Raw genomic sequence first — 20,332 nt, forward strand, 5'->3', positions numbered from 1 at the left:
TATACAAAATATTAAAGAAATAACAACTGCAAATAATAAATAAAAACTTGTAGAATAATCAATTCGAACGTAAGTATTACGTCGATTTTCATCTACAAGTTTAATTATATTACTTAATGAGATTATATTTACCGTTATAAAGCTGTAATTCCACCGTCGATTACAAACTCAGATCCTGTGGAATAACTTGATTCGTCTGAAGCAAGGAAGACAATCATATTTGAAACTTCTTCAGTTTGAGCAACCCGTCTCATTGGAATCGTCTTTTTGAATTGTTCTACTTGTTCTTTAACTTCTTCTAATTCTAACATCGGCGTCTGAATAACACCTGGATGTACTGAATTTACTCGGATGTTATGAGGTGATAAATCTCTTGATGCTGCTTTTGTCATACCTCTTACTGCGAATTTAGTATCTGTGTAACCTATTGCGCCGCCAACTAATCCATTCATAGATGAAATATTGATAATTGAACCTTCTTTTTGAGCTTTCATAATTGGAGCTACAGTTTTCATGCCTAAAAATACAGATACTTGATTAATATTAACGATTTTCATGTAAGAATCCAAAGTTAATTCTTCTAGCGATGTATTAGTCGTAATACCAGCGTTATTCACTAACACATCAATGCGTCCCCATTTATCAACCACTGTATCTATTACGTTTTTCCAGTCATCTTCGTTGGAAACATCATGTCGAATAAATATAGCATTTTCTCCTAATTCTTGTGCAACATTATTCCCAAGTTCTTCATTGATATCAGTAATAACAACTTTTCCACCTTCACTTAAAACTTTCTCAGCATGCGTTTTACCCATGCCTTGTGCCGCACCTGTAATAACTACTACTTTGTTTTCTAATCTTTTCATTTTTTCTTCCACTCCTTAATTGGTTTACCGGTAAACCTTTTACTGGTATACTATCACTATAATTTGATTAAAGAAAGGAATATGTATGGAAAATAACAATTTTTTTGAACTTATTCATAATGCTGAATTATTTAACGATGCTACAATGACGCTCTTTATGAAGAAATTTGGGCTGAACGTTAACATCTCTCAAATTTTAGCGTTATCAAAATTAAAAGAAGAGGGTCCTCAACGACCATCATCTCTTGCACAATCTTTAGGTTATACATCTGGAGCAATTACAAAATTAACCAATAACCTATTAAGAGAAGGTTATATTTTAAGAGAACATCAAGAGGATGATCGTCGCGTGATTTTAATTACGATTACAGAGAAAGGATTAGAAGTGCTTGATGAAGCTCAACATCAGGGGCAAAATATGAGGAATGAAGTTTATTCTGTCTTAAATACTGAAGAAGTTGAACAATTATTAAATATTCAAAGAAAACTATATGAACGTGTAAAACAATTAAATAAAGACGACAAATAAAATTATTGGAGTGTACTAAATGAATAAAAGAAAGATACATTTTGCTTGGTTAATATTAATTGGACTCTGTGTTGCTGTAGGGTTAGGTAAATCAGCACTGAATAATTCATCTGGTTTATTCTTATCCCCTGTAGCTAAAGATTTAGATGTAGGTATGGGAAGTTTAACGATTTATTTAAGTATTTCTTCAATAGTGACATTATTATTCCTTCCGTTTGGAGGAAAGATATTATCTAAATATAGTGCGCGTATCGTGTTGTTTATTGCAATTATTCTACAAGCAGGCTCGTTCGCTTTATTCGGAGTAATGAATTCTGTATGGGGCTGGTACGTATTGTCTATTCCTCTTGCTATCGGGGGCGTCTTTATTACAGTGATAGGTGGCCCTATTTTAATTGAAAGATGGTTTAGCAAAGGAAAAGGACTTGCTCTTGGTATTTTATCAGCCATTGGTGGATTACTCGGTGTCTTCGCACAACCTATAGTAGGTGCTTTAATTAGCCAGTTTGGTTGGAGAACGGCATACTTAATTACTGGTTTAGGGGTAATGATTATTGTTGCACCTATCATTCTGTTATTAATTCGTAATTTCCCTAAAGATAAAAATACGAAAGCTTATGGCGATTTAAGTGATGACAGTAACGAAAATGAACAACAACAAGTGGTAGAAGGTATTGATTACAGTATTGCTAAAAAAACACCAGCTTTCTTCTTGTTGGGACTATTTTTCTTTATTATTACTGCAATCTCAAGTTTTACTATGCATGTCCCAACATATCTCGTTAACCATGGTCAAAAAGTTAGTGTTGCAGGTGCTATGATGTCTGCACTTATGGCAGGTGTCTTTGTTGGATCGCTTATTTTTGGTTATTTAACAGACAAAATTGGTGCTAAAAAAGTTGGGCTACTAGCTATGACATTAGGCTTGTTAGCAAGTGTGTTATTAATTAGCCTTCCTGATTTAGTAGTTGTAGTAACAATTGCATTATTCCTATTTGGCATGTTTACCGCTTCAATTGGAACGATAGCGCCTGCTATGGCTTCATCGCTATTTGGAAGTAAAGATTACAGTCAAATTTATTCATCTTCATCAATCGGTTTGGCGTTAGCATCAATTGTTGCTTTACCAGCTTATGGATTTATATACGATGTATCAGGCAGTTATACATTAGGCCTAATCATTATCATTATATTGTTTATTGTAAATATTATTTCTATTATTTTAGCTTTCAAAAATAAAGAAGTACTAGTTGAAAAAGGATATTGGAATTCTAAATAGAAGGGTGATTTATATGACTAAATTAGATAATAAAATTGCAATTGTAACAGGTGGAGCAGGTGGCATAGGCTCTGGTATTGTACGTGCTTATGTTAAAGAAAATGCAAAGGTTGTTATTGCGGACATTGCTGAAGAAAAAGGACAAGCATTAAGCGAAGAATTAAATAATCAAGGTTATGAAACTTTATTTATTAAAACAGATTTAAGTGATAAAGCTTCATTACAAGCGTGTGTAGATCTTACAATTCAAACATACGGTCAAATTGATATATTAGTAAATAACGCACATGCATCAAGAATGAGCAGTTTTTTAGATATTACAGAAGAAGATTTAGAGCTATCTTTAAATACAGGATTTTATGCGTCATTCTATTTATGTCAAATGGTGATACCTCATTTAAAAGAAACAAAAGGGAATATCATCAACTTCGGTTCAGGAGCAGCTGTTAAAGGAGATAAAAATCAAGGTGCTTATGTTGTAGCTAAAGAAGCTATTAGAGGTATGACGCGTGTTATTGCAAATGAATTTGGAGAATTTGGAATTAATGCGAATATCATTTCTCCTATTGCATATTCTGAAGGCGTTGATCAATGGAGAAAAGAAAATCCAGAATATTATAACCAAGTCGTCAAAGGTATCCCGTTACAAAAATTTGGAGATGTAGAAAAAGATATTGGCCCAGTAGCAGTATTTTTAGCTAGTAGTGATTCTCAATACGTTACAGGACAAACAGTTATGGTAGACGGCGGCAGTATTAAATTATATTAAAAATATAGAGATAGAGGGGTAAATAATGGAAAACTTAATGACAAATAAAGTCGGAATTGTAACTGGTGCAGGAGACGGTATTGGTAGAGCAAGCGCGTTAGCCTTTGCGAAAGCTGGTGCTACTGTAGTCGTTTCGGATATTTCTGAAGCGGGTGGAAATGAAACGGTTAGATTAATTGAAGAACAAGGTGGAACAGCTCAATTTATTAAATGTAATGTTGCTGAAGAAGAAGATGTTAAAAACTTAGTAAACGAAACTGTTGAACAATTTGGTCGATTAGATTGGGCACACAATAATGCTGGAATTGGGGCACCAACAGCTCCAGTAACAGAAATTAAAACAGAACAATGGCAACGTGCGATAGATGTTACATTGACAGGAACATTTTTATGTTTAAAATATGAAATACCTGCTATGCTTGAGTCTGGTGGAGGAGCTATCGTCAATACAGCTTCTACGGGAGGTTTAGTTGGTACACCTGGTTTATCACCATACATCTCAGCTAAACATGGAGTGAACGGTTTAACTAAAAGCGCTGCTTTAGAATTTGGTAAGCAAAATATACGTATTAATTCAATTTGCCCAGGTATGACAAGAACTTCAGCAGTTGAAACTTGGAGTAAAAATGCTGAAGAACAAGCGAAAGCATTTGAAGCGGGTATTCCAATGGGACGCATGGGCGTACCAAATGAACAAGCAAACGCGGCTGTCTGGTTATGTTCAGAACAATCTTCATTTATTACCGGTGTTAATCTTCCAGTAGACGGCGGAGAAACTGCAGAATAAATAATAATAAAAGGTGTTGTAGATGAAAAAACTTTATTTTACTACGTTAATAGCGTTATTGTTATTAGCTTCATGTAGTACTTCAGAAAGCAATGATAAGAGTGAACAAGAGAATCAAGATTCTAATAAAGAAGAAAAAGTAAGTAAGACAGATTCTAAATCTGAAGAAAAAGAAGAACCTAAACAACAAGAAAACGTTGTATATGGAGACCTTACTTTAAGTGATTATAAAGAACAAGGCGCTTATTATGACGAAGAAACACAAACAAAATATATTTTAGGTGAAAGCAATACTATTATAAAAGTTATCAACAAATCAAATGATGATGTATCGCCAAAAGAATTTATGCAGAAAGATGCTAAGAAGGTCGATGAACTTTCTGATGGTGTTTATAAATACTATTCAAAATCTACTGATAAATATTATAAAGTGATTGAAAAGAAAAATCCTAACAAAAACATTTTGATTGTAACGAAGTATAATTAATAATTTAAATAAACAAGAGCTTGGGCTTAGCCCAGGCTCTTGTTTATTTAGTTAAAACTTTATGTCGTTAATTCATAACTTTCAGCAATTAAACCTTTAATTTCATTAATTGTATTTATCTCTTCCAAATTAATCGTAATCCAATTAGATTTATCCATGTGATAAGCACGATAAAATCCTTCTTTTTTTCTTAAAGGGCCTATAAACTCTTTTCTAACTTTAAGATTAATAACATCAATATGTTCATCAGTATTTAAAGCGATTTTATCAGAAGTAATATCCATAACTAAACCGAACCATTTTTTATTATCTTTATGCCTCAAAGCAGCATAATTAGAATACTTTTCCCAAGGGTAATCTGGCTTTATATTATATTTATCCTTAACAAAATCAAAAATTTCTTCGCGCGTTATCATCCAATCACCTTCTCCTTATATATCAGTTTACCCTAATAATTTTTATAAGTATATTTAAATATCTATTCAATTTAATTGATAATCATTATCATCTAAGGTATATTGAGTAGATAGATATAAATGAACAGGAGGATATATTAATGCAGATATATTGGACTAAAATAAATAAAATTATAGATGAAACGTCGGAAATTAAGACTTATTTGCTGGATTGTCCAGAAGGGTTTACTTGGGAAGAAGGCGCACATACGCACTTTGGTTTGAAAGGGTTCAATGAAGGTGAAAAACCAAATAAGAGTTTGGTGAGACATATGTCCATATCCACTGTACCTAATGAGAACACAATCGGGATTACTACGAGAATACGAGAGCAATGTTCTGAGTTCAAACAAATTTTAAGAAATTTAGATGTTGGCCATGAAGTAGCGATTTTTAAAACGCATTCTAACGTTCCATTAAAGAGAGAAAATAAAAATGTCTACTTATTATCTTCAGGAGTAGGGTTAGCAACGTTTAGACCGTTAGTACTTAAGTATTTAGAAGATAATGAAGGCGTTCATAAAATACATTCTATAAACGTTGATTCATCTTCAGAATTTTTATTTAATGATATATTTAAATCTGTTCCAGATAAAAAATTTACTTCAACATTTTTGGATAGTAGACAAGCATACTATGAAGAAGTGAATAGTATTAAACCAGAAGAGAATGACCTATTTTATATTGTAGGCAGTGATGAGTTCGTAGCTCAAAACATTAAAAACTTAATCGAATTGGGCGTTGATGTTTCACAAATTGTAATTGATAAACATGAAAGACAACGTTTAGAGTTTTTAGCTGTATAAAAATTTTGTCATGAGGTTATTTATAAATGAAGATAGAAAAGTTATCTAAAAAGTTCTTGTTTTATGGCGTTCCTATTATAGTGATTTTCTTTATATGGGGCTTAATTAATATATTATTCCTTGAAGAATCTTTTTCTATTCCTGTAATAATTGGATGTGTAATTGGGATTATTTTAATAATAACCGGTAATGTCGTTAAACGTGTTAAATAACTATATAAGAGTAACAATAAAAAGAGCCTTAAATTTAAGGCTCTTTTTATTGTTGATCTTTAAAAACTTACTTTACAGCATATCCTTGCTTGTTAAGGTAACTCAACATATTCGGTTGAATACTTCTTTCCAAGTGATCGTCAATATGGTCGCTCCAACCTTTAACTTTTTTAGCTGTAAAGGACGTTCTTATTGGTCTGTTCTCATAATATTTCTTCATTTCTTGATCGTAATCTTCTATATCTTCTAAGCTGAATTCTTCATATTTATTATGATGCATTACAACTTCTTTTGGTAACCTAGTTTTCAACGGTGCTTTTTCTTCAGCAGGATAACCAATGCATAGACCAACTAATGGAATAACATACTTAGGAAGTTCGAGTAATTCTGATAGTTTTTCAATATTTAATCTTACTCCACCGATATAAACGCCACCTAATCCCATTGATTCAGCTGCAATCATAGCATTTTGAGCCATTAGACCAACATCTACAGCACCTATTTGTAAAAATTCTGTATAAGTTATATCAACATTTGGTGCAATTTGATGATTTCGATTGAAATCTGAAACAAATATCCAGAATTCATAAGCTTCTTGAATATAACTTTGAGGGCCACTTAATTCCATAATAGCCTTTCTTGTATCCTCATCAGTGATTCTTATAATAGAAACAGCTTGAAGCAAACTTAAACGATGACGCTTGATTAGCAGATTTAAAAATATGGTTTACTTGTTCATCAGTTAAAGGTTTATTTTAAAACTTTCGTACTGAACTGTGATTCTGTAATAAATTTATAGTTTCATCCATTATTAATCCCTCTCTTAATTTAATGCTTTATGATATATAGCATATTAAACCACTCAGTATTCATATGGTAGAAGGCAAAATAATAATACATAGTATTAAAAATCGTACCTTTGTGTAGTGATAGTGGTTAGAAAGTAGGGAAATTTTAAAGATTTTTTAACATGATAAATTTTTTATGATTTCACTAGTCTAATTATTTAAGTCTTTGTCCAAATAATTAGATTCTACAAACTTTTCAACAAGATCCTTTAACAATTTATAATTATAATAGTCACGTAATAATAAGCTATGCTGTGATAAGCCTTCTAAAAATGAGTAAAACTCGTTAGTCGATTTATTGATATCTAAAGTTGCTTTGAAAATACCAGAGTCGACCATTAATTTAAAAACTTGTTTTATACCTTCGTAATTTTTTAATAAATTGTCGTGAGCGACTTTCCTCATATCTTCATTGGATAACGATTTATTTACTAGCGCTGTCCACGCTACAAATTCAATTTCTCTTTCTTTGTCTAAAGGTAACAGTTGTAATGCAAAATTTATAAATTCTTCAAAATCTATTTTATTTACAAATAAATTTTGTTTTTCCATTCTTTTTTGGCCATTTTCACTGATTATTTTAAAAATAAAAATTAATAAACTTTGTTGATTTCCAAAGAAATTTTGAATAGATCCTAATGACCATCCTGATTCATTAGATATTTTTCTAAAGCTTACAGTATCTAATCCATCCCTATATATAAGCTTTATTATTACATTACTAATTTCTTTTTTCTTTTGTTCAGATTTTTTATTAATTATTTTTCACCTCGATTAATATTATAAACTTATTGAATTTTTAATACAACTGTATTAAAGTTAGTGTGTACTTTTGAAGGAGGTAGTTTATGCAAAAGCATATAACATACCTAGATAATATCAAATTATTTTTCGCAATGCTTGTTATCACTCATCATTCTTTAATGAGCTATGTATTATCTGGGGAGGTCAATGAATCTATAAAAGGGATTAGTTCTCTAATCGTTAGTTTTAACCAAGCATTTTTTATGGGTGGATTCTTTTTAATCTCAGGGTTATTTGTTGAAAACTCATATAATCGGAAGGGTAGTCAACTATTTTTAAAGAAGCGTTTTAAAAAATTAGTATTACCTATTATTTTTTATTTTATTATTCTTAGCCAAATTCAACCTATAAGTGAATATTTTATATTTAACAAAACATACGATATAAATGTATTTTTCAAGAGTATGAATATAGGTCCTTTATGGTTTATTGCTATGTTGTTTATATTTAATCTCGGATATGTATTATTTAAAAAATACACAAATTTTAAAATACCAATATTAAAATTAAATATAATTTCTTTTATTATTTTATATACACTTGTTCTCTTTGTTTGGAGAGTATTTATGCCTTTAATTGGAGGAGAACCATTAATCAGTACAGTGATTTACGATTGGTTATTAAAATTCACACCAAGTATAGGGGATCTGCCGCAATATTTAATTGCTTTCATGTTAGGGATTGTTGCATTTAAGTTTAATTTATTAGAAAAAATAAAAAATACTAAATGGAAATCAAGTATTTTTTATATCTTATTAAGTTTGCCAATATATTTAGCCGCAGTAATTATCGGTATATCTGACTTTTCATTTTCAGGTGGTTTATCATCAGCTTCTATATTGTATTCATTTTGGGAAGCTTTATTCGGTGTGAGTATCATGTTAGTTATTTTCAAGTTGTTCTATAAATATTTTAATAAAGAAAATGCTTTTATTAAAACACTGAGTAAATGCAGTTTTACTATGTACATTATTCATTTACCAATAATAAGTGTAATAGAAAATATTATTAAAAAGTATCATTTAATAGGTAGTTACTATGCCCTCAGTGCCATATTCGTCACTATTATTATTACAATTTTAATTTCTTTATTAGTTTTATTAATCAAAAATTTAGCAGTAGAAAAATCACGTTTAAAGTCAAATATATAGGTGTACCCCAATCCATTTGATTGGGGTTATTTAGTTTTCTAAAAACCTTTTTTGAAATTCAATTATTTGTTCTTTTATTAAATCTAATGAATCAACTGTAGGATTTTCAATGATTTTAGACCAAGCTACGAGTATATTTCCGAATAGTGCGCCTTTTAATACATCCGAGGAGTCTGACTCGCTTGAAGGAAATTGTGGTAGTATTTTTAATATTTTATATAGTATTTGAGATTGGAAATCTGGTTCTGTTTTAAGTCTCTTCATTGATTCCATATAATTCACTTTATCTTCGTGTGATGCATTATCTAATACATTAATTAATTTTTGCGTAATACTTTCCAATGTATAACTTCCATCTAAAAATTCATCTAAAGTGTTTTTTAATAAATCGTTATTGCTTAGAAACAAAATTTCGCTTTTCGATTCAAAATATCTAAAAAGTGTACGTCTTGAAACACCTGATTCTTTAGCAATTTTATCCATACTTGTTTTATCATATCCGTTTTCTTCGAATAATTTATCTGCAATTTCAAGTATTTGCTTTCTAGTATCTTCTTTCATTTAATTGTCCTCCAACACTTTTAACAACATTATAGCATAATCTTTTTGTTTTGACACTAAGTGCCAAATAAGTTATATTTTAATTAGTGGCACTGAGTGTCAATTAATAATAAAGGATGATGAAACATGAAAAAATTAAAAATATTAGTTTCTGGCGCTAGCATTGCAGGACTTACTTCAGCATATTGGCTAAATAAAAAAGGTTTTGAGGTAACAATCGTTGAAAAAGCATCAAAAATTAGAGGTGGAGGTTACCCTATAGATGTGAGAGGTAGTGCCATTAATATCGTTAAAATGATGGGCATATATGATGAATTAAAAGCTCAAAATTTAAACAATATGAAATTTAAAATTCTTGATAATGACAATAGTGTAATCTCGCAATTTACAGATGCTACTATGAAAGCTAACGAAGATATTGAAATACCAAGAGGTGATTTAACAACAGCTTTGTATAAATGTGTTGAAGAAAATGATATAAACCTCATTTTTAATGATTCTATTAAAACAATGAACCATTTAGATGATGGAGTTGAAATTGAATTAGAAAGTGGAAAGCAAGGCAGCTATGATTTAGTAGTTGGAGCAGATGGTATACATTCTAATACAAGAAAATTAACATTTGGCGAAGAAAGCCAATTCACAAATTATTTAGGACATTGTTTTACTGGATTTACAGTAGAGAACTATTTAGATATGTATAAAGAAGGTATGATTTATTCTGAACCAGGCAGAACAGCTATCATGTATGCTACTGAAAACAAAGAATCAGTACATGCGTTTTTAATCTTTAGTGATGAAGAAGAACCTTCTGTAAACCATAGAGATATAGAAGGTCACAAAAAATTAGTCAAAGATAAATTTAAAGACGTAGGTGGTATAGCTCCAAATCTTTTAGAAACATTAGAACAAACTGAAGATATATATTTTGATACGACAACTCAAATTATTATGGATCAATGGGCGGAAAATCGAGCAGTATTAGTTGGAGATGCAGCACATGCACCATCCTTCTTAACAGGACAAGGTTCAAGTTTAGCAATGATAGGAGCATATATTTTAGCTGATGAATTAGAGAACAACAATAGTATTAAAGATGCTTTTATTGCTTACGAAAAATATATGAAACCATTTGCAGAGATAAACCAAAATGCTGTAGAAAATGATGGTTCATCAATTTTATATCCTAAAAATGATGAAGAAATAGAAAAAAGAAACGCTATTTTAAAACAAATGGAAAATATAACAGAAGAAAACATGGGCTCTCAAGATCTTATTGATATAACGAGAGTAATAGATTATCCAAAGTTAAATAACGATTAAGCAAATTGCTAACTATGCTCTATAAGCATTACTCTTTATGTAAAACAGGTATTTGTAATAATACACTAAAACATTTACCATTAAAGTATGAAACTAATGCATATTATACAAAATGAGGTGTAGTTATGGTAAATATAAAAGATATGAGTATAGAACCGATTGGATTAGGAACTTGGAAAATGGGCGACGATTCAAATAATCATCAAGATGAGATAGATGCTATTCAATTCGCTATAAATCAAGGTGCAAATGTTATTGATACGGCTGAAATGTATGGCGATGGCGCATCAGAAGAGTTAATAGGTGAAGCAATAGAATCTTATGATAGAGAAAAATTATATATTATCTCAAAAGTGCATCCTCAAAATGCATCAAAGGATAAAGTTTTAACCAGTATAGATAACAGCTTAAAAAGATTACGTACAGATTATATTGATTTATATTTATTACATTGGAAAAGCCAGTATCCTTTAGAAGAAACAATTAGCGCATTTGAAGAAGCGAAAAAGTTAGGGAAAATAAAAGAATGGGGCGTATCAAATTTTGATACGAGCGATGTGAAACATTTACTTAGTTTACCTAATGGTCATGAATGTGTAGCTAACCAAGTTAGATATAATATAGGTGATCGAGGAATAGAATATGATTTAAAACCTTTTATGCGAGAAAATAACATTGCCTTAATATCATATGCACCTATAGCTAGAGGAGATAAACTAGGTAAAAATTTAACTAAAAGTTCTGTTCTTCTAGAATTGTCTAGAAAATATGAAGTTGACGTATTTCAAATATTGTTAGCATGGAATATTAGAGATGGTCATACACTAGCTATACCTAAATCATCTAACAAACTTCATATTGAAAATAATATGGGAGCCAGTAATATTCATTTAACCGAAGAAGACATTCAAAAAATCGATTCAGAATTCCCGCCGCCAACAACTAAAGAACCATTAGCATTGTATTAATAAGGAACGAGTCCGAGACTACTATTTATGTCTCGGACTCGTTTATTTTTGTTTTTATTTTTAATACGATGAATTATATCAGGTGTAATGTCCTTATTGTCACAACTCGCAAAACGTGTCAACAAGGGTAGCTATATTGTCACAACTCGCAAAACGTGTCAACAAGGGTATCCATATTGTCATAACTCGTAAAACGTGTCAACAAGGATAGCCATATTGTCACAACTTGTAAAACGTGTCAACAAGGATAGTCTTATTGTCATAACTTACGAAACGTGTCAACAAAGGTAGCCATATTTTCACAACTCATAAAACGTGTCAACAAGGGTAGGCATATTGTCACAACTCGCAAAACGTGTCAACAAGGGTAGGCATATTGTCACAACTCGCAAAACGTGTCAATAAGGATAGTCTTATTGTCACAACTCATAAAACATGTCTTTAACAATAACATGTCGCTCCCCTTAATTGCCTTTTTATTAATAACCTCAATTAAATTATTGAAAAACACTAAGTAATAATTGCTAAAAACTGTGGTGTTATCACTTTCTAATATTGCTATTATAGATAAGCTAGTAAATTAGAAACTTTTAACAAATAATGATTGTCCATAGTTAAGGACATAGATTGAAGTGTAAACGATTACAAATTAAGTATAATATTACATATCGGGGGGTGATGATATGTTATTTAGTTCCAAGGAAGAACAAGTAATTAATTATTTGAACTTTTATGATTTTGTTGCTGCAAATGAAATATCCGATAAATTATTGGTGTCTTCTAAAACGATTTATAGACTTGTTAAAAAAATTAATGAAATTACCAAAGATCAATATGGAGAAAGGATGATAGAGTCAGAAACTGGTAAAGGTTATAAAATTAATAAATTTTATATTGATAAAAATATTTACTCAATTGTAACAATTAAAGAAGAAAATTTTTTACTAGAGACAATGTTAACCTTACTTTTTCAACATCCCAAAAAGTTAAGGAAGAATCATATTTTTTGTGATAGTTATATGAGTGAAAGTACTGAAGAAAGGCGCATCAGAAGTATTATTGAATATTTAAATGAATTTAATATCGATGTCTACAACATGCATAATTTATTATATGTAAAAGGTGAAGAGATAGATATTAGAAGAGCAATAAATTCGATATTACTTACTATTAATAAAAATCAAGTGCTTGGGGATTTAGGATTAGATATAAATGCTTCTGATAAACATTTTTTAGATAAGCAAATATCTTTAATTGAAGAAAACTTAGAGGTAAATCTTTATTATCCATATGATGTCAGCATCTTCACACATTTATATATGGTCTTAAAGAGATATCGAGAAGGTAGAGTTAATCAGTTGGAAAATCAAGATGCATTGGATGAAGAAGAAAAAAATAAAATGAATCGAAATAAAGAAATAAAAACTATTGCAGATATTTTAACTCGAAATTTAAGTAAACACCTTTGCTATGATCTGCATGAACTAGAATCATTTTTTATATTTCAAAATTTGTATTCTTTAAATATTGAAAAAAAAGAGTACATAAAAAAAGACAAGCTTAACGCGAATAAGATAACAATAGAATTTGTATCTCGGTTTTTTGATATAAATAAAGAAGAAGTAAATGAAAATGAAAAATTATATCAAGACTTATATAATCATATCTTACCTATGATAGGAAGAATAAGAATGGGAATTAAACTTGAGAACAATATGTTAAAAGAATTGATCTTAGAATATAAAGAAACATTTTTAAAAGTGTTAGAAATTTCTAATAAAATTAATAAAAATTTAAATGAATATGGAGATATAGATGAAGCAGAAGTGGGGTATATTTCTTTATATTTTGAAAAATACAAATTAGAAAAGGAACATAGAAAAAAAGTGTTACTTGTATGTTCAACTGGTATCGGTACTTCAGAATTACTACAAATTAGGCTAAAAAACAGTTTCCCTAATTTGAAAATCGTTTCTACTATGAGTCATAGACAAATGCAAAAAAATAGTGAATTTATTGATGAAGAAGTGGATATTATTTTTTCTACGATAAGAGTAGAAAATAAGCATTTTGAAAAACCAGTTATTTGTATTAGCCCTGTACTTTCTGATAAAGACATAGATCTGATTGATTATTCATTAAAGGAGCTGAACTAAATGGAAGATACAATTAATTTTAAAAAAATTATAAATAAAGACTTAATGATTATAAATAGTCAAGCAACTGATAAAGATACAATTTTAAAAGAACTTTGTTTATTGCTACAAGAAAAAAAATATATTAACGATTATCAATCGTTTCTAAATGATATTTATTTGAGAGAAAAAGAAGGCGTAACAGGTATAGGAGATGGTATTGCCATTCCTCATGGCAAGTCTATATCCGTAGATGAAACAACTGTAGCCATAGCAGTTCTTAAAGATGAAATTGAATGGGAGACTTTAGATGACCAAGACGTTAAAGTAGTCATTTTATTTGCTGTAAAAGATACAGACGCAACCACAACACACATAGTCTTGTTACAAAAGGTAGCTACATTATTGGCAAGGGAAACATTTATAAAACAGTTAAAAAACATTGAAAATAAAGAAGAGTTATACGATTTAATCATTAATTCATAAGGAGATATATATATGTTAATCAGTGGTAAAGAAATTTTAAAGGTAGCAAATGAAAATAAATTCGCAGTTCCAGCTTTTAATGCAGGTTCAGGACAATTACTTGATGCAGTTATGCAGGCATGTGAAGAAACAAAATCACCTGTAATGATTGCTATTCATCCAGATGAATTAAAATTTTTAACAGATAGCTTTGTAGCACAAGTGAAGTATTTTGCAAACAACAGCAATGTTCCAGTCTGTATACATTTAGATCATGGTGCAAGTTATGAACAAGTTATACATGCGATTCAACTTGGTTTTACTTCGGTAATGATTGACGCCTCTCATTTATCGTTTGAAGAAAATATAGAAGTGACTAAAAAAGTAGTTAGTATCGCGCATCCAGTCGGTGTATCGGTTGAAGCGGAATTAGGAACGATTGGTGACACTGGTAATACTGTAGAAGGGGGCGTCTCTGAAGTTATATATACGGATCCTTCTACCGCTCAAGAGTTTTTAGAAAGAACGGGAGTGGATAGTTTAGCAATTGCTATAGGAACTGCACACGGTATATATCCCAAAAATATGAAGCCCGAATTAAAACTAGATATATTGAAAAAAACCAGTGATTTGACAGATATTCCATTAGTACTGCATGGAGGATCTAGTAATCCTGATAATGAAATACAAGAAGCAGTCAAATTAGGTATAAATAAAATCAATATATCAAGTGATATCAAAATTGCATTCACAAATAAGTTGCGTGAAGTACTTGAAGGGGAAGATAACGAAGCAAGAGAACCAAATGTTTTATTTCCTTCTTGTATAGAAGAAACTAAGAAAATAGCTGTAGAAAAAATAAATTTATTCAATTCAGTTGATAAAGCTAATTTATATTAAGGAGTGAAAAATTATGAATATTGTAGGTATTGCGGCATGTACAGCTGGAATTGCACACACTTATATAGCGAAAGAGAAATTGACCAATGTAGCTGAAGATAGAGGGCATGTGATTAGTTTAGAAACTCAAGGTTTATCGGGGACACAAGATGAATTAGAACAAAAAGATATAGATAATGCAGATGTAGTATTAATAGCAGCAGATATTAAAATAGGTGGCCGCGAAAGATTTGAAGGGAAAAAAGTAGTTGAAGTACCCACAAGTTTAGTTGTTAAATCTCCGACAAAATTAGTTGAAAAATTAGAAGAATTGACGATTTAAATCAATAGAGGGGTTTGATAATTTATGATACTCAAAGAAATAGGGTTTAAACAACATTTGATGACTGCAATATCTTTCTTTTTACCAATTATTGTAGCATCTGGTTTTTTATTAGCTATAGGTAATTTAACTGGTGGTGAAGAAATTGAGAACTTTAAAAATGGATTTAAGTTCTCTGATGCAATGACAACCATGGGTGGATATGGTTTGAGTTTATTGCCTATGATTGTTTCTACTGCAATAGCATATTCAATAGCCGATAAGCCGGGGATTGCTCCTGGATTAATTGTTGGAATGGTTGCATCAGGTATAGAAGCAGGATTTTTAGGAGGGATTGTTAGTGGCTATATTGCGGGTGTTGTAGTAATACTTTTAACAACTTATATTAAAGTTCCAAATTGGATGGAAGGTTTAATGCCAACCCTTGTATTCCCATTCCTTAGTACCTTCATAGCTGGTGTCATCATGTATTATGTTGTTGGAACACCAATTACTTGGTTTACAGAGCTGATTACTACGTATCTTGGTAATTTGAATACATCATCATTATTCTTATATGGAGCTGTTATAGGTGTATTATCATCCATAGATTACGGGGGTCCTATAAATAAAGTTGTATTTGCTTTTGTATTCGCTTTATTTTCGGAAGGTATTTATGAACCTGTAACAGTACTAATACTCGCTTCAATGGTTACTCCGTTTGGTTTAACTATTGCATACTTTTTAGGAAAGTTAGTGAAGAAAAATATTTTCAACAAACAAGAAATTACTACTTTAAAAACAGCGTTTCCTATGGGGATTTGTCAAATAACAGAAGGTTGTTTCCCGATTGTACTTAATGATTTAGGTAGAAATATTATCGCAACTGGGATTGGTGGAGCAATAGGTGGTGGATTAAGCATGTTATGGGGAGCAGATAGTCATATTCCAGCATCAGGAATGTTTGCACTACCTACTATGACAAAACCTTTAAGTTTTATATTCGCTTTACTAATTGGATCATTGGCAACAGCAATCACAATTTTAATCTTAAAAAAACGTGTTGATGTAAATGAAGAAATCGTAATTAAGGAAAAGAAAGAAGAAGAAGACGTTTCATGGGATGATCTTAAAATTTCATAAAAGGTGATAATAATGAATCAAGAATATGAAAAGCAAGTGAGATATCAATTTGAAAATTCGAATATAGTATTTACTGAAAAAGAAATTAAAAATATTGAATTTGCAGATTTTGGACTAAATAATATTGAAATTGAAGGATTAAATTTAATTGTTTATATTAATGAAAATGGTTATTGTGCAAAAGAAATGGTCTTATTACCTCATCAGACTTGTCCTGAACATATTCATCCAAATCTTGTCAATGAACCTGGAAAAATCGAAACATTTAGGTGTAGAAAAGGGAAAGTATTTTTATATGTTGAAGGAGAAAGTAATCCTAATCATATTAGAGCCACTATCCCGCAAGGTAAAGAGGATTTTTATACAGTTTTTCATGAAATCCAACTTCATCCAGGAGAACAATATACTATACCTTCTAATACGAAACACTGGTTTCAAGCAGGTTCAAAAGGTGCAGTTATTTCCGAGTTTTCTACAACTAGTAGAGATGAATTAGATATATTCACAGATACAAATGTAGTTAGATAATAAAAGTATATATTTAATAAAAGTAAAAAACGACTAATCCAACTTGGATTAGTCGTTTCTTCTTCTTATCATTCTTGTAATTTTTTCGCGATGTTTTGTATTTCTTGTATTTGTTTGATTGTTGATTTGATACCGCCTGATGAGAAGTACCATGATTTTGCGTCTAGATTGATGATATTATCGTCTTTAACTGCGGGTACGCTTTTTAATACATCATTTGATAACACTTTCTCGCTCGTTCCTTTCCCGTCAGTGGCTTCATCTCTATCCATCGCAAATATAACTTCTGGTTTTTTAGACGAGACGTATTCAAAGCTAACGGGTTGTCCGTGTGGGTTTGGTTTTATATCTTTATCTGCTGGTTTAAATCCTAGTTGATCGTATAATAAACCGCCGAATCTTCCGCCTGGTCCGTATGTAGATAATTCTCCTTGGCTTACAAGTAATAACATAATGGAATCATCGACTTTTTTCGCTTGGTTTTTAGCCTTAGTTTCTTCATTGGTTAATTGATTTGTTAATTCTGTTGCTTTATCTTCTTTATCTAAGATTTTACCTAATTTTTTCGTGTTGTCATTGACTGATTTTACTACATTATTGTCGTCTGATCCTATATAAACTAAGGCTGCGTCAGGTGCGGCTTTTTTAAATTCTTTTAAAGTTTCGCTACTTGCTGTTCTGTTAGAAAATATAATTAAATCTGGATCGATTTCAGCGATTTTTTCAAAATTTGGTTTTCCTAATTCCCCAACATTTTTATATTTATCATCTGTGAAGTTTTTAAGTTCTTCAGGTAACATCGAAGTGCTTGAACCTATTGAGATACCGGCGACACTGTTTTCTTTATCAAGTGATTTAATAATATCTGCAGCTCCATAATCAAATGTTACGATTTTTTGTGGATTTTTGGGCACGGTTACTTCTTCTTCTTTATTCTCTGCATCTCGGCCATCTTTATATTTACCGCGTAGTTCATACTTTTGTTTTATTTTAACAGTTTCTTTTTTATCATTACTTTGAGCTTTATTTTCATTACTTTGACTACATGCCGCTAATACTAAACAAAGTGCTAGAAATATGATTAATTTTTTCATTTTATTCTCCTATTTTAGTATGTCTTGTGAAGGGATTACTTTAAATAATCCAGTTGATTCAATAATGAATTCTAAAAATCTAACGTGGCTCATACCTGTAAATACTATAGTTCTTTCATGATTTAATGCTGCTTTGATAATGTTTGTCGCCATGATGTGATTTCTTTCAGACCATTCTAATGCAAAAGCTATTCCTGGACTATCTGCTAATGAACGAATTGCAAATACTTGCTCTAAAGGTATAGGTCCTTCTTTGTGTTCTGTTAATTTTTCATATAATGTAGTGGGTTGATTTTTGGAAAGTTGGTGCTCATTTTTTGCATTATTCATATATTGATATAGTTTTTCGTCTGCATTTTCTAAATATTCGTCAGCAAAACTTGCGCGAATTTTACGTGTTTGCATTTGATTAAAATCTATTGGCAACACTTCAGATAAGCCTAGTCGATGTGCTAAAGGCATAGCTATGAAATGATGCTCGTTTAATAGGTGAGGAAGTTGTTGGTTAATTATTTGTTTAAATTCTTTCTTTAAGCGAAGTGACTCTCTCATATCCCATTCAATCGTGATGAGGTCGGGTGAATAATGTGCAATTTTCTTTATAATAATCGAAGATTCTTCTATGTATTTCTCGTATGATTCTTTGAAAGTATCAGAACCTTGGTCGAGTCTAATGTGAGGTGTACCTACGATACATATTTCTTTTAAAGTCAATATAGTACCTCCTTAATTGATAATTATTCTCAATTATACAGTATAGTTTATTTTTTTACAATATTACGTCTTTTAATTAATTGCCATATGAAAATGCTATAATTGTTATTGGATTATTTTTTTACTTATGGAGGAGTTGACGGAATGTTCTTAGCATGGAACGAAATGCGTCGAAATAAATTGAAATTCGGTTTAATTATTGGCGTACTAATTATGATTAGTTATTTACTGTTTTTATTGTCAGGTTTGGCAAACGGTTTAATGAATATGAACAGAGAAGGTATTGATATATGGAAAGCAAATGCAATTGTATTGAATAAAGATGCTAACCAAACAATTGCTCAATCTTCTATTGATACAGATAAAGTTGATGGTAAATTTGAAAATAGCGAAGGCTTGAAACAAACTGCTGTCATTACATCAAATGGAGAGCATAAAGAAAATGCTACGGTGTTTGGTATAGATTCTAAAGGTTTCCTTATGCCCAAATTAGAAAAGGGGAAGTTATTTAAAAAAGATAATGAAGTTGTAGCAGATCACACTTTAAAAACGAAAGGCTTTAAAATCGGTGATGAACTTACATTATCAAATAGTGATGAAAAACTTGAAATAGTAGGTTTCTCTGAAAGTGCAAAATTTAACGCTTCACCTGTATTATTTACAAACAATGATACGATTGAAAAGCTTAACCCAATGCTTAAAGGTGATAATATTAATGCTCTTGTTGTTAAAGATAAAAATTGGAAAGACGTTAAATTAAATAATGATTTAGAAGTAAATGAAATTGAATCATTTATTACGAAATTACCAGGTTATAAAGAACAAAATCTAACACTATCATTTATGATTGTATTCTTATTTGCAATTTCAGCAATGGTAATTGGTATTTTCTTATACATTATTACATTACAAAAGAAAAACTTATTTGGTGTATTAAAAGCACAAGGTATTACAAATGGTTTCTTAGCACGTTCAGTGATGAGTCAAACTATCATTATCGCACTAATCGGTACAATAATTGGTTTTGGTTTAACAGTGCTAACAGGAACATTTCTACCTGAGATAGTCCCGATTAAATTTGATTATTTAACGATGCTTCTATATGCAATTGTATTAATAATCGTAGCAATTTTAGGTAGCTTATTCTCAGTATTAAGCATTAGAAAAGTAGAACCATTAAAAGTTATAGGATAGGAGGGACTTA

At 30.6% G+C, this 20,332-nt stretch carries 24 protein-coding genes; 17 read left to right on the forward strand and 7 right to left on the reverse strand.

What is annotated here, in order from left to right:
* Positions 1 to 134: 134 nt before the first annotated feature.
* A complete protein-coding gene (locus tag ACO6VN_RS01595; protein WP_017000000.1) occupies positions 135 to 869 on the reverse strand; it encodes an SDR family NAD(P)-dependent oxidoreductase in 735 nt (244 codons plus the stop codon).
* Between the two features lie 85 nt (positions 870 to 954).
* On the opposite strand from ACO6VN_RS01595, the gene ACO6VN_RS01600 reads away from it, so the two are divergent.
* Genes ACO6VN_RS01600 through ACO6VN_RS01620 form a run of 5 tightly spaced genes read left to right on the forward strand, consistent with a single transcriptional unit; the run spans position 955 to position 4,720 of the window.
* Positions 955 to 1,398, forward strand: coding sequence for a MarR family winged helix-turn-helix transcriptional regulator (locus ACO6VN_RS01600; protein ID WP_194201110.1), 444 nt, complete (start codon positions 955 to 957; stop codon positions 1,396 to 1,398).
* A 19-nt stretch (positions 1,399 to 1,417) separates the two neighbouring features.
* Positions 1,418 to 2,677, forward strand: a complete 1,260-nt coding sequence (locus ACO6VN_RS01605; protein ID WP_422404159.1) for an MFS transporter — start codon at positions 1,418 to 1,420, stop codon at positions 2,675 to 2,677.
* Positions 2,678 to 2,690: 13 nt separating this feature from the next.
* A complete protein-coding gene (locus ACO6VN_RS01610) occupies positions 2,691 to 3,446 on the forward strand; it encodes an SDR family NAD(P)-dependent oxidoreductase (protein WP_422404160.1) in 756 nt (251 codons plus the stop codon).
* A gap of 25 nt (positions 3,447 to 3,471) precedes the next feature.
* Positions 3,472 to 4,233, forward strand: a complete 762-nt coding sequence (locus tag ACO6VN_RS01615; protein ID WP_135031373.1) for an SDR family NAD(P)-dependent oxidoreductase — start codon at positions 3,472 to 3,474, stop codon at positions 4,231 to 4,233.
* Between the two features lie 22 nt (positions 4,234 to 4,255).
* Positions 4,256 to 4,720, forward strand: a complete 465-nt coding sequence (locus tag ACO6VN_RS01620) for a hypothetical protein (RefSeq protein WP_422404161.1) — start codon at positions 4,256 to 4,258, stop codon at positions 4,718 to 4,720.
* Between the two features lie 59 nt (positions 4,721 to 4,779).
* Here the strand turns inward: ACO6VN_RS01620 and ACO6VN_RS01625 are convergent, their stop codons facing one another.
* The gene (locus ACO6VN_RS01625; RefSeq protein ID WP_422404162.1) at positions 4,780 to 5,136 is read right to left on the reverse strand and encodes an MmcQ/YjbR family DNA-binding protein; all 357 of its coding nucleotides are present in this window, start codon (positions 5,134 to 5,136) and stop codon (positions 4,780 to 4,782) included.
* 140 nt (positions 5,137 to 5,276) lie between these two features.
* Between ACO6VN_RS01625 and ACO6VN_RS01630 the strand changes: the two genes are divergently transcribed.
* Together ACO6VN_RS01630 and ACO6VN_RS01635 are read left to right on the forward strand one after the other, a co-directional pair.
* Positions 5,277 to 5,981: a dihydropteridine reductase gene (locus ACO6VN_RS01630; RefSeq protein ID WP_216683445.1), complete on the forward strand. Its 705-nt coding sequence runs from the start codon at positions 5,277 to 5,279 to the stop codon at positions 5,979 to 5,981.
* A gap of 26 nt (positions 5,982 to 6,007) precedes the next feature.
* Positions 6,008 to 6,193, forward strand: coding sequence for a hypothetical protein (locus ACO6VN_RS01635; protein ID WP_422404163.1), 186 nt, complete (start codon positions 6,008 to 6,010; stop codon positions 6,191 to 6,193).
* A gap of 67 nt (positions 6,194 to 6,260) precedes the next feature.
* Here ACO6VN_RS01635 and nfsA read toward each other — a convergent pair whose 3' ends face one another.
* The gene (nfsA, locus tag ACO6VN_RS01640) at positions 6,261 to 6,821 is read right to left on the reverse strand and encodes an oxygen-insensitive NADPH nitroreductase (protein WP_369964312.1); all 561 of its coding nucleotides are present in this window, start codon (positions 6,819 to 6,821) and stop codon (positions 6,261 to 6,263) included.
* A 370-nt stretch (positions 6,822 to 7,191) separates the two neighbouring features.
* Positions 7,192 to 7,593, reverse strand: coding sequence for a TetR family transcriptional regulator C-terminal domain-containing protein (locus ACO6VN_RS01645; RefSeq protein ID WP_422404164.1), 402 nt, complete (start codon positions 7,591 to 7,593; stop codon positions 7,192 to 7,194).
* Between the two features lie 296 nt (positions 7,594 to 7,889).
* Here ACO6VN_RS01645 and ACO6VN_RS01650 point away from each other — a divergent pair, with 296 nt between their 5' ends.
* Complete coding sequence (locus ACO6VN_RS01650) at positions 7,890 to 8,996, forward strand: acyltransferase family protein (protein WP_422404165.1); 1,107 nt, start codon at positions 7,890 to 7,892, stop codon at positions 8,994 to 8,996.
* Positions 8,997 to 9,026: 30 nt separating this feature from the next.
* On the opposite strand, the gene ACO6VN_RS01655 is transcribed toward ACO6VN_RS01650, so the two are convergent.
* Positions 9,027 to 9,557: a TetR/AcrR family transcriptional regulator gene (locus tag ACO6VN_RS01655; RefSeq protein ID WP_017001087.1), complete on the reverse strand. Its 531-nt coding sequence runs from the start codon at positions 9,555 to 9,557 to the stop codon at positions 9,027 to 9,029.
* A 126-nt stretch (positions 9,558 to 9,683) separates the two neighbouring features.
* On the opposite strand from ACO6VN_RS01655, the gene ACO6VN_RS01660 reads away from it, so the two are divergent.
* The 8 genes from ACO6VN_RS01660 to ACO6VN_RS01695 all read left to right on the forward strand — a co-directional run bounded on the left by ACO6VN_RS01660 (position 9,684) and on the right by ACO6VN_RS01695 (position 17,320).
* Positions 9,684 to 10,880 carry an FAD-dependent monooxygenase gene (locus ACO6VN_RS01660; protein ID WP_422404166.1) on the forward strand — a complete coding sequence of 399 codons (1,197 nt, stop codon included), beginning with the start codon at positions 9,684 to 9,686 and terminating at the stop codon, positions 10,878 to 10,880.
* Between the two features lie 125 nt (positions 10,881 to 11,005).
* Positions 11,006 to 11,848 (forward strand): aldo/keto reductase, encoded by an 843-nt coding sequence (locus tag ACO6VN_RS01665; RefSeq protein ID WP_216683440.1) that lies wholly within the window; start codon positions 11,006 to 11,008, stop codon positions 11,846 to 11,848.
* A gap of 683 nt (positions 11,849 to 12,531) precedes the next feature.
* Entirely contained in the window at positions 12,532 to 14,004 is a 1,473-nt protein-coding gene (locus ACO6VN_RS01670) for a BglG family transcription antiterminator (RefSeq protein WP_216683439.1), read from the forward strand.
* The gene (locus ACO6VN_RS01675; RefSeq protein ID WP_422404167.1) at positions 14,005 to 14,469 is read left to right on the forward strand and encodes a PTS sugar transporter subunit IIA; all 465 of its coding nucleotides are present in this window, start codon (positions 14,005 to 14,007) and stop codon (positions 14,467 to 14,469) included.
* Between the two features lie 12 nt (positions 14,470 to 14,481).
* Positions 14,482 to 15,348, forward strand: coding sequence for a ketose-bisphosphate aldolase (locus tag ACO6VN_RS01680; RefSeq protein ID WP_016998469.1), 867 nt, complete (start codon positions 14,482 to 14,484; stop codon positions 15,346 to 15,348).
* 13 nt (positions 15,349 to 15,361) lie between these two features.
* Positions 15,362 to 15,670, forward strand: coding sequence for a PTS fructose transporter subunit IIB (locus tag ACO6VN_RS01685; RefSeq protein ID WP_016998468.1), 309 nt, complete (start codon positions 15,362 to 15,364; stop codon positions 15,668 to 15,670).
* A gap of 24 nt (positions 15,671 to 15,694) precedes the next feature.
* Positions 15,695 to 16,792 (forward strand): PTS fructose transporter subunit IIC, encoded by a 1,098-nt coding sequence (locus tag ACO6VN_RS01690; RefSeq protein WP_016998467.1) that lies wholly within the window; start codon positions 15,695 to 15,697, stop codon positions 16,790 to 16,792.
* A 12-nt stretch (positions 16,793 to 16,804) separates the two neighbouring features.
* On the forward strand, positions 16,805 to 17,320 hold the full coding sequence (locus ACO6VN_RS01695) for a D-lyxose/D-mannose family sugar isomerase (protein ID WP_216683437.1): 516 nt from the start codon (positions 16,805 to 16,807) through the stop codon (positions 17,318 to 17,320).
* A 68-nt stretch (positions 17,321 to 17,388) separates the two neighbouring features.
* Here the strand turns inward: ACO6VN_RS01695 and ACO6VN_RS01700 are convergent, their stop codons facing one another.
* Together ACO6VN_RS01700 and ACO6VN_RS01705 are read right to left on the reverse strand one after the other, a co-directional pair.
* Positions 17,389 to 18,414: a siderophore ABC transporter substrate-binding protein gene (locus tag ACO6VN_RS01700; RefSeq protein ID WP_282862675.1), complete on the reverse strand. Its 1,026-nt coding sequence runs from the start codon at positions 18,412 to 18,414 to the stop codon at positions 17,389 to 17,391.
* A gap of 9 nt (positions 18,415 to 18,423) precedes the next feature.
* Entirely contained in the window at positions 18,424 to 19,128 is a 705-nt protein-coding gene (locus ACO6VN_RS01705; protein ID WP_422404168.1) for a DUF5694 domain-containing protein, read from the reverse strand.
* A 144-nt stretch (positions 19,129 to 19,272) separates the two neighbouring features.
* Between ACO6VN_RS01705 and ACO6VN_RS01710 the strand changes: the two genes are divergently transcribed.
* Positions 19,273 to 20,322, forward strand: a complete 1,050-nt coding sequence (locus tag ACO6VN_RS01710) for an ABC transporter permease (protein WP_194201096.1) — start codon at positions 19,273 to 19,275, stop codon at positions 20,320 to 20,322.
* The last annotated feature ends 10 nt before the right edge of the window (positions 20,323 to 20,332 follow it).

This window comes from Mammaliicoccus sp. JADD-157, from assembly GCF_049310805.1.
GTDB lineage: Bacteria > Bacillota > Bacilli > Staphylococcales > Staphylococcaceae > Mammaliicoccus > Mammaliicoccus lentus.

Excerpts from the sequence above, each read along its gene's own strand:
- ACO6VN_RS01680 (WP_016998469.1), top strand. The coding sequence starts at position 14,482 with ATGTTAATCAGTGGTAAAGAAATTTTAAAGGTAGCAAATGAAAATAAA.
- ACO6VN_RS01625 (WP_422404162.1), bottom strand. The coding sequence starts at position 5,136 with ATGATAACGCGCGAAGAAATTTTTGATTTTGTTAAGGATAAATATAAT.
- ACO6VN_RS01670 (WP_216683439.1), top strand. The coding sequence starts at position 12,532 with ATGTTATTTAGTTCCAAGGAAGAACAAGTAATTAATTATTTGAACTTT.
- ACO6VN_RS01605 (WP_422404159.1), top strand. The coding sequence starts at position 1,418 with ATGAATAAAAGAAAGATACATTTTGCTTGGTTAATATTAATTGGACTC.
- ACO6VN_RS01610 (WP_422404160.1), top strand. The coding sequence starts at position 2,691 with ATGACTAAATTAGATAATAAAATTGCAATTGTAACAGGTGGAGCAGGT.
- ACO6VN_RS01690 (WP_016998467.1), top strand. The coding sequence starts at position 15,695 with ATGATACTCAAAGAAATAGGGTTTAAACAACATTTGATGACTGCAATA.
- ACO6VN_RS01710 (WP_194201096.1), top strand. The coding sequence starts at position 19,273 with ATGTTCTTAGCATGGAACGAAATGCGTCGAAATAAATTGAAATTCGGT.
- ACO6VN_RS01630 (WP_216683445.1), top strand. The coding sequence starts at position 5,277 with ATGCAGATATATTGGACTAAAATAAATAAAATTATAGATGAAACGTCG.
- ACO6VN_RS01695 (WP_216683437.1), top strand. The coding sequence starts at position 16,805 with ATGAATCAAGAATATGAAAAGCAAGTGAGATATCAATTTGAAAATTCG.
- ACO6VN_RS01600 (WP_194201110.1), top strand. The coding sequence starts at position 955 with ATGGAAAATAACAATTTTTTTGAACTTATTCATAATGCTGAATTATTT.
- ACO6VN_RS01650 (WP_422404165.1), top strand. The coding sequence starts at position 7,890 with ATGCAAAAGCATATAACATACCTAGATAATATCAAATTATTTTTCGCA.
- ACO6VN_RS01620 (WP_422404161.1), top strand. The coding sequence starts at position 4,256 with ATGAAAAAACTTTATTTTACTACGTTAATAGCGTTATTGTTATTAGCT.
- ACO6VN_RS01595 (WP_017000000.1), bottom strand. The coding sequence starts at position 869 with ATGAAAAGATTAGAAAACAAAGTAGTAGTTATTACAGGTGCGGCACAA.
- ACO6VN_RS01665 (WP_216683440.1), top strand. The coding sequence starts at position 11,006 with ATGGTAAATATAAAAGATATGAGTATAGAACCGATTGGATTAGGAACT.
- ACO6VN_RS01675 (WP_422404167.1), top strand. The coding sequence starts at position 14,005 with ATGGAAGATACAATTAATTTTAAAAAAATTATAAATAAAGACTTAATG.
- ACO6VN_RS01615 (WP_135031373.1), top strand. The coding sequence starts at position 3,472 with ATGGAAAACTTAATGACAAATAAAGTCGGAATTGTAACTGGTGCAGGA.
- ACO6VN_RS01645 (WP_422404164.1), bottom strand. The coding sequence starts at position 7,593 with ATGGAAAAACAAAATTTATTTGTAAATAAAATAGATTTTGAAGAATTT.
- ACO6VN_RS01635 (WP_422404163.1), top strand. The coding sequence starts at position 6,008 with ATGAAGATAGAAAAGTTATCTAAAAAGTTCTTGTTTTATGGCGTTCCT.
- ACO6VN_RS01660 (WP_422404166.1), top strand. The coding sequence starts at position 9,684 with ATGAAAAAATTAAAAATATTAGTTTCTGGCGCTAGCATTGCAGGACTT.
- ACO6VN_RS01655 (WP_017001087.1), bottom strand. The coding sequence starts at position 9,557 with ATGAAAGAAGATACTAGAAAGCAAATACTTGAAATTGCAGATAAATTA.
- ACO6VN_RS01700 (WP_282862675.1), bottom strand. The coding sequence starts at position 18,414 with ATGAAAAAATTAATCATATTTCTAGCACTTTGTTTAGTATTAGCGGCA.
- nfsA (WP_369964312.1), bottom strand. The coding sequence starts at position 6,821 with ATGGAATTAAGTGGCCCTCAAAGTTATATTCAAGAAGCTTATGAATTC.
- ACO6VN_RS01685 (WP_016998468.1), top strand. The coding sequence starts at position 15,362 with ATGAATATTGTAGGTATTGCGGCATGTACAGCTGGAATTGCACACACT.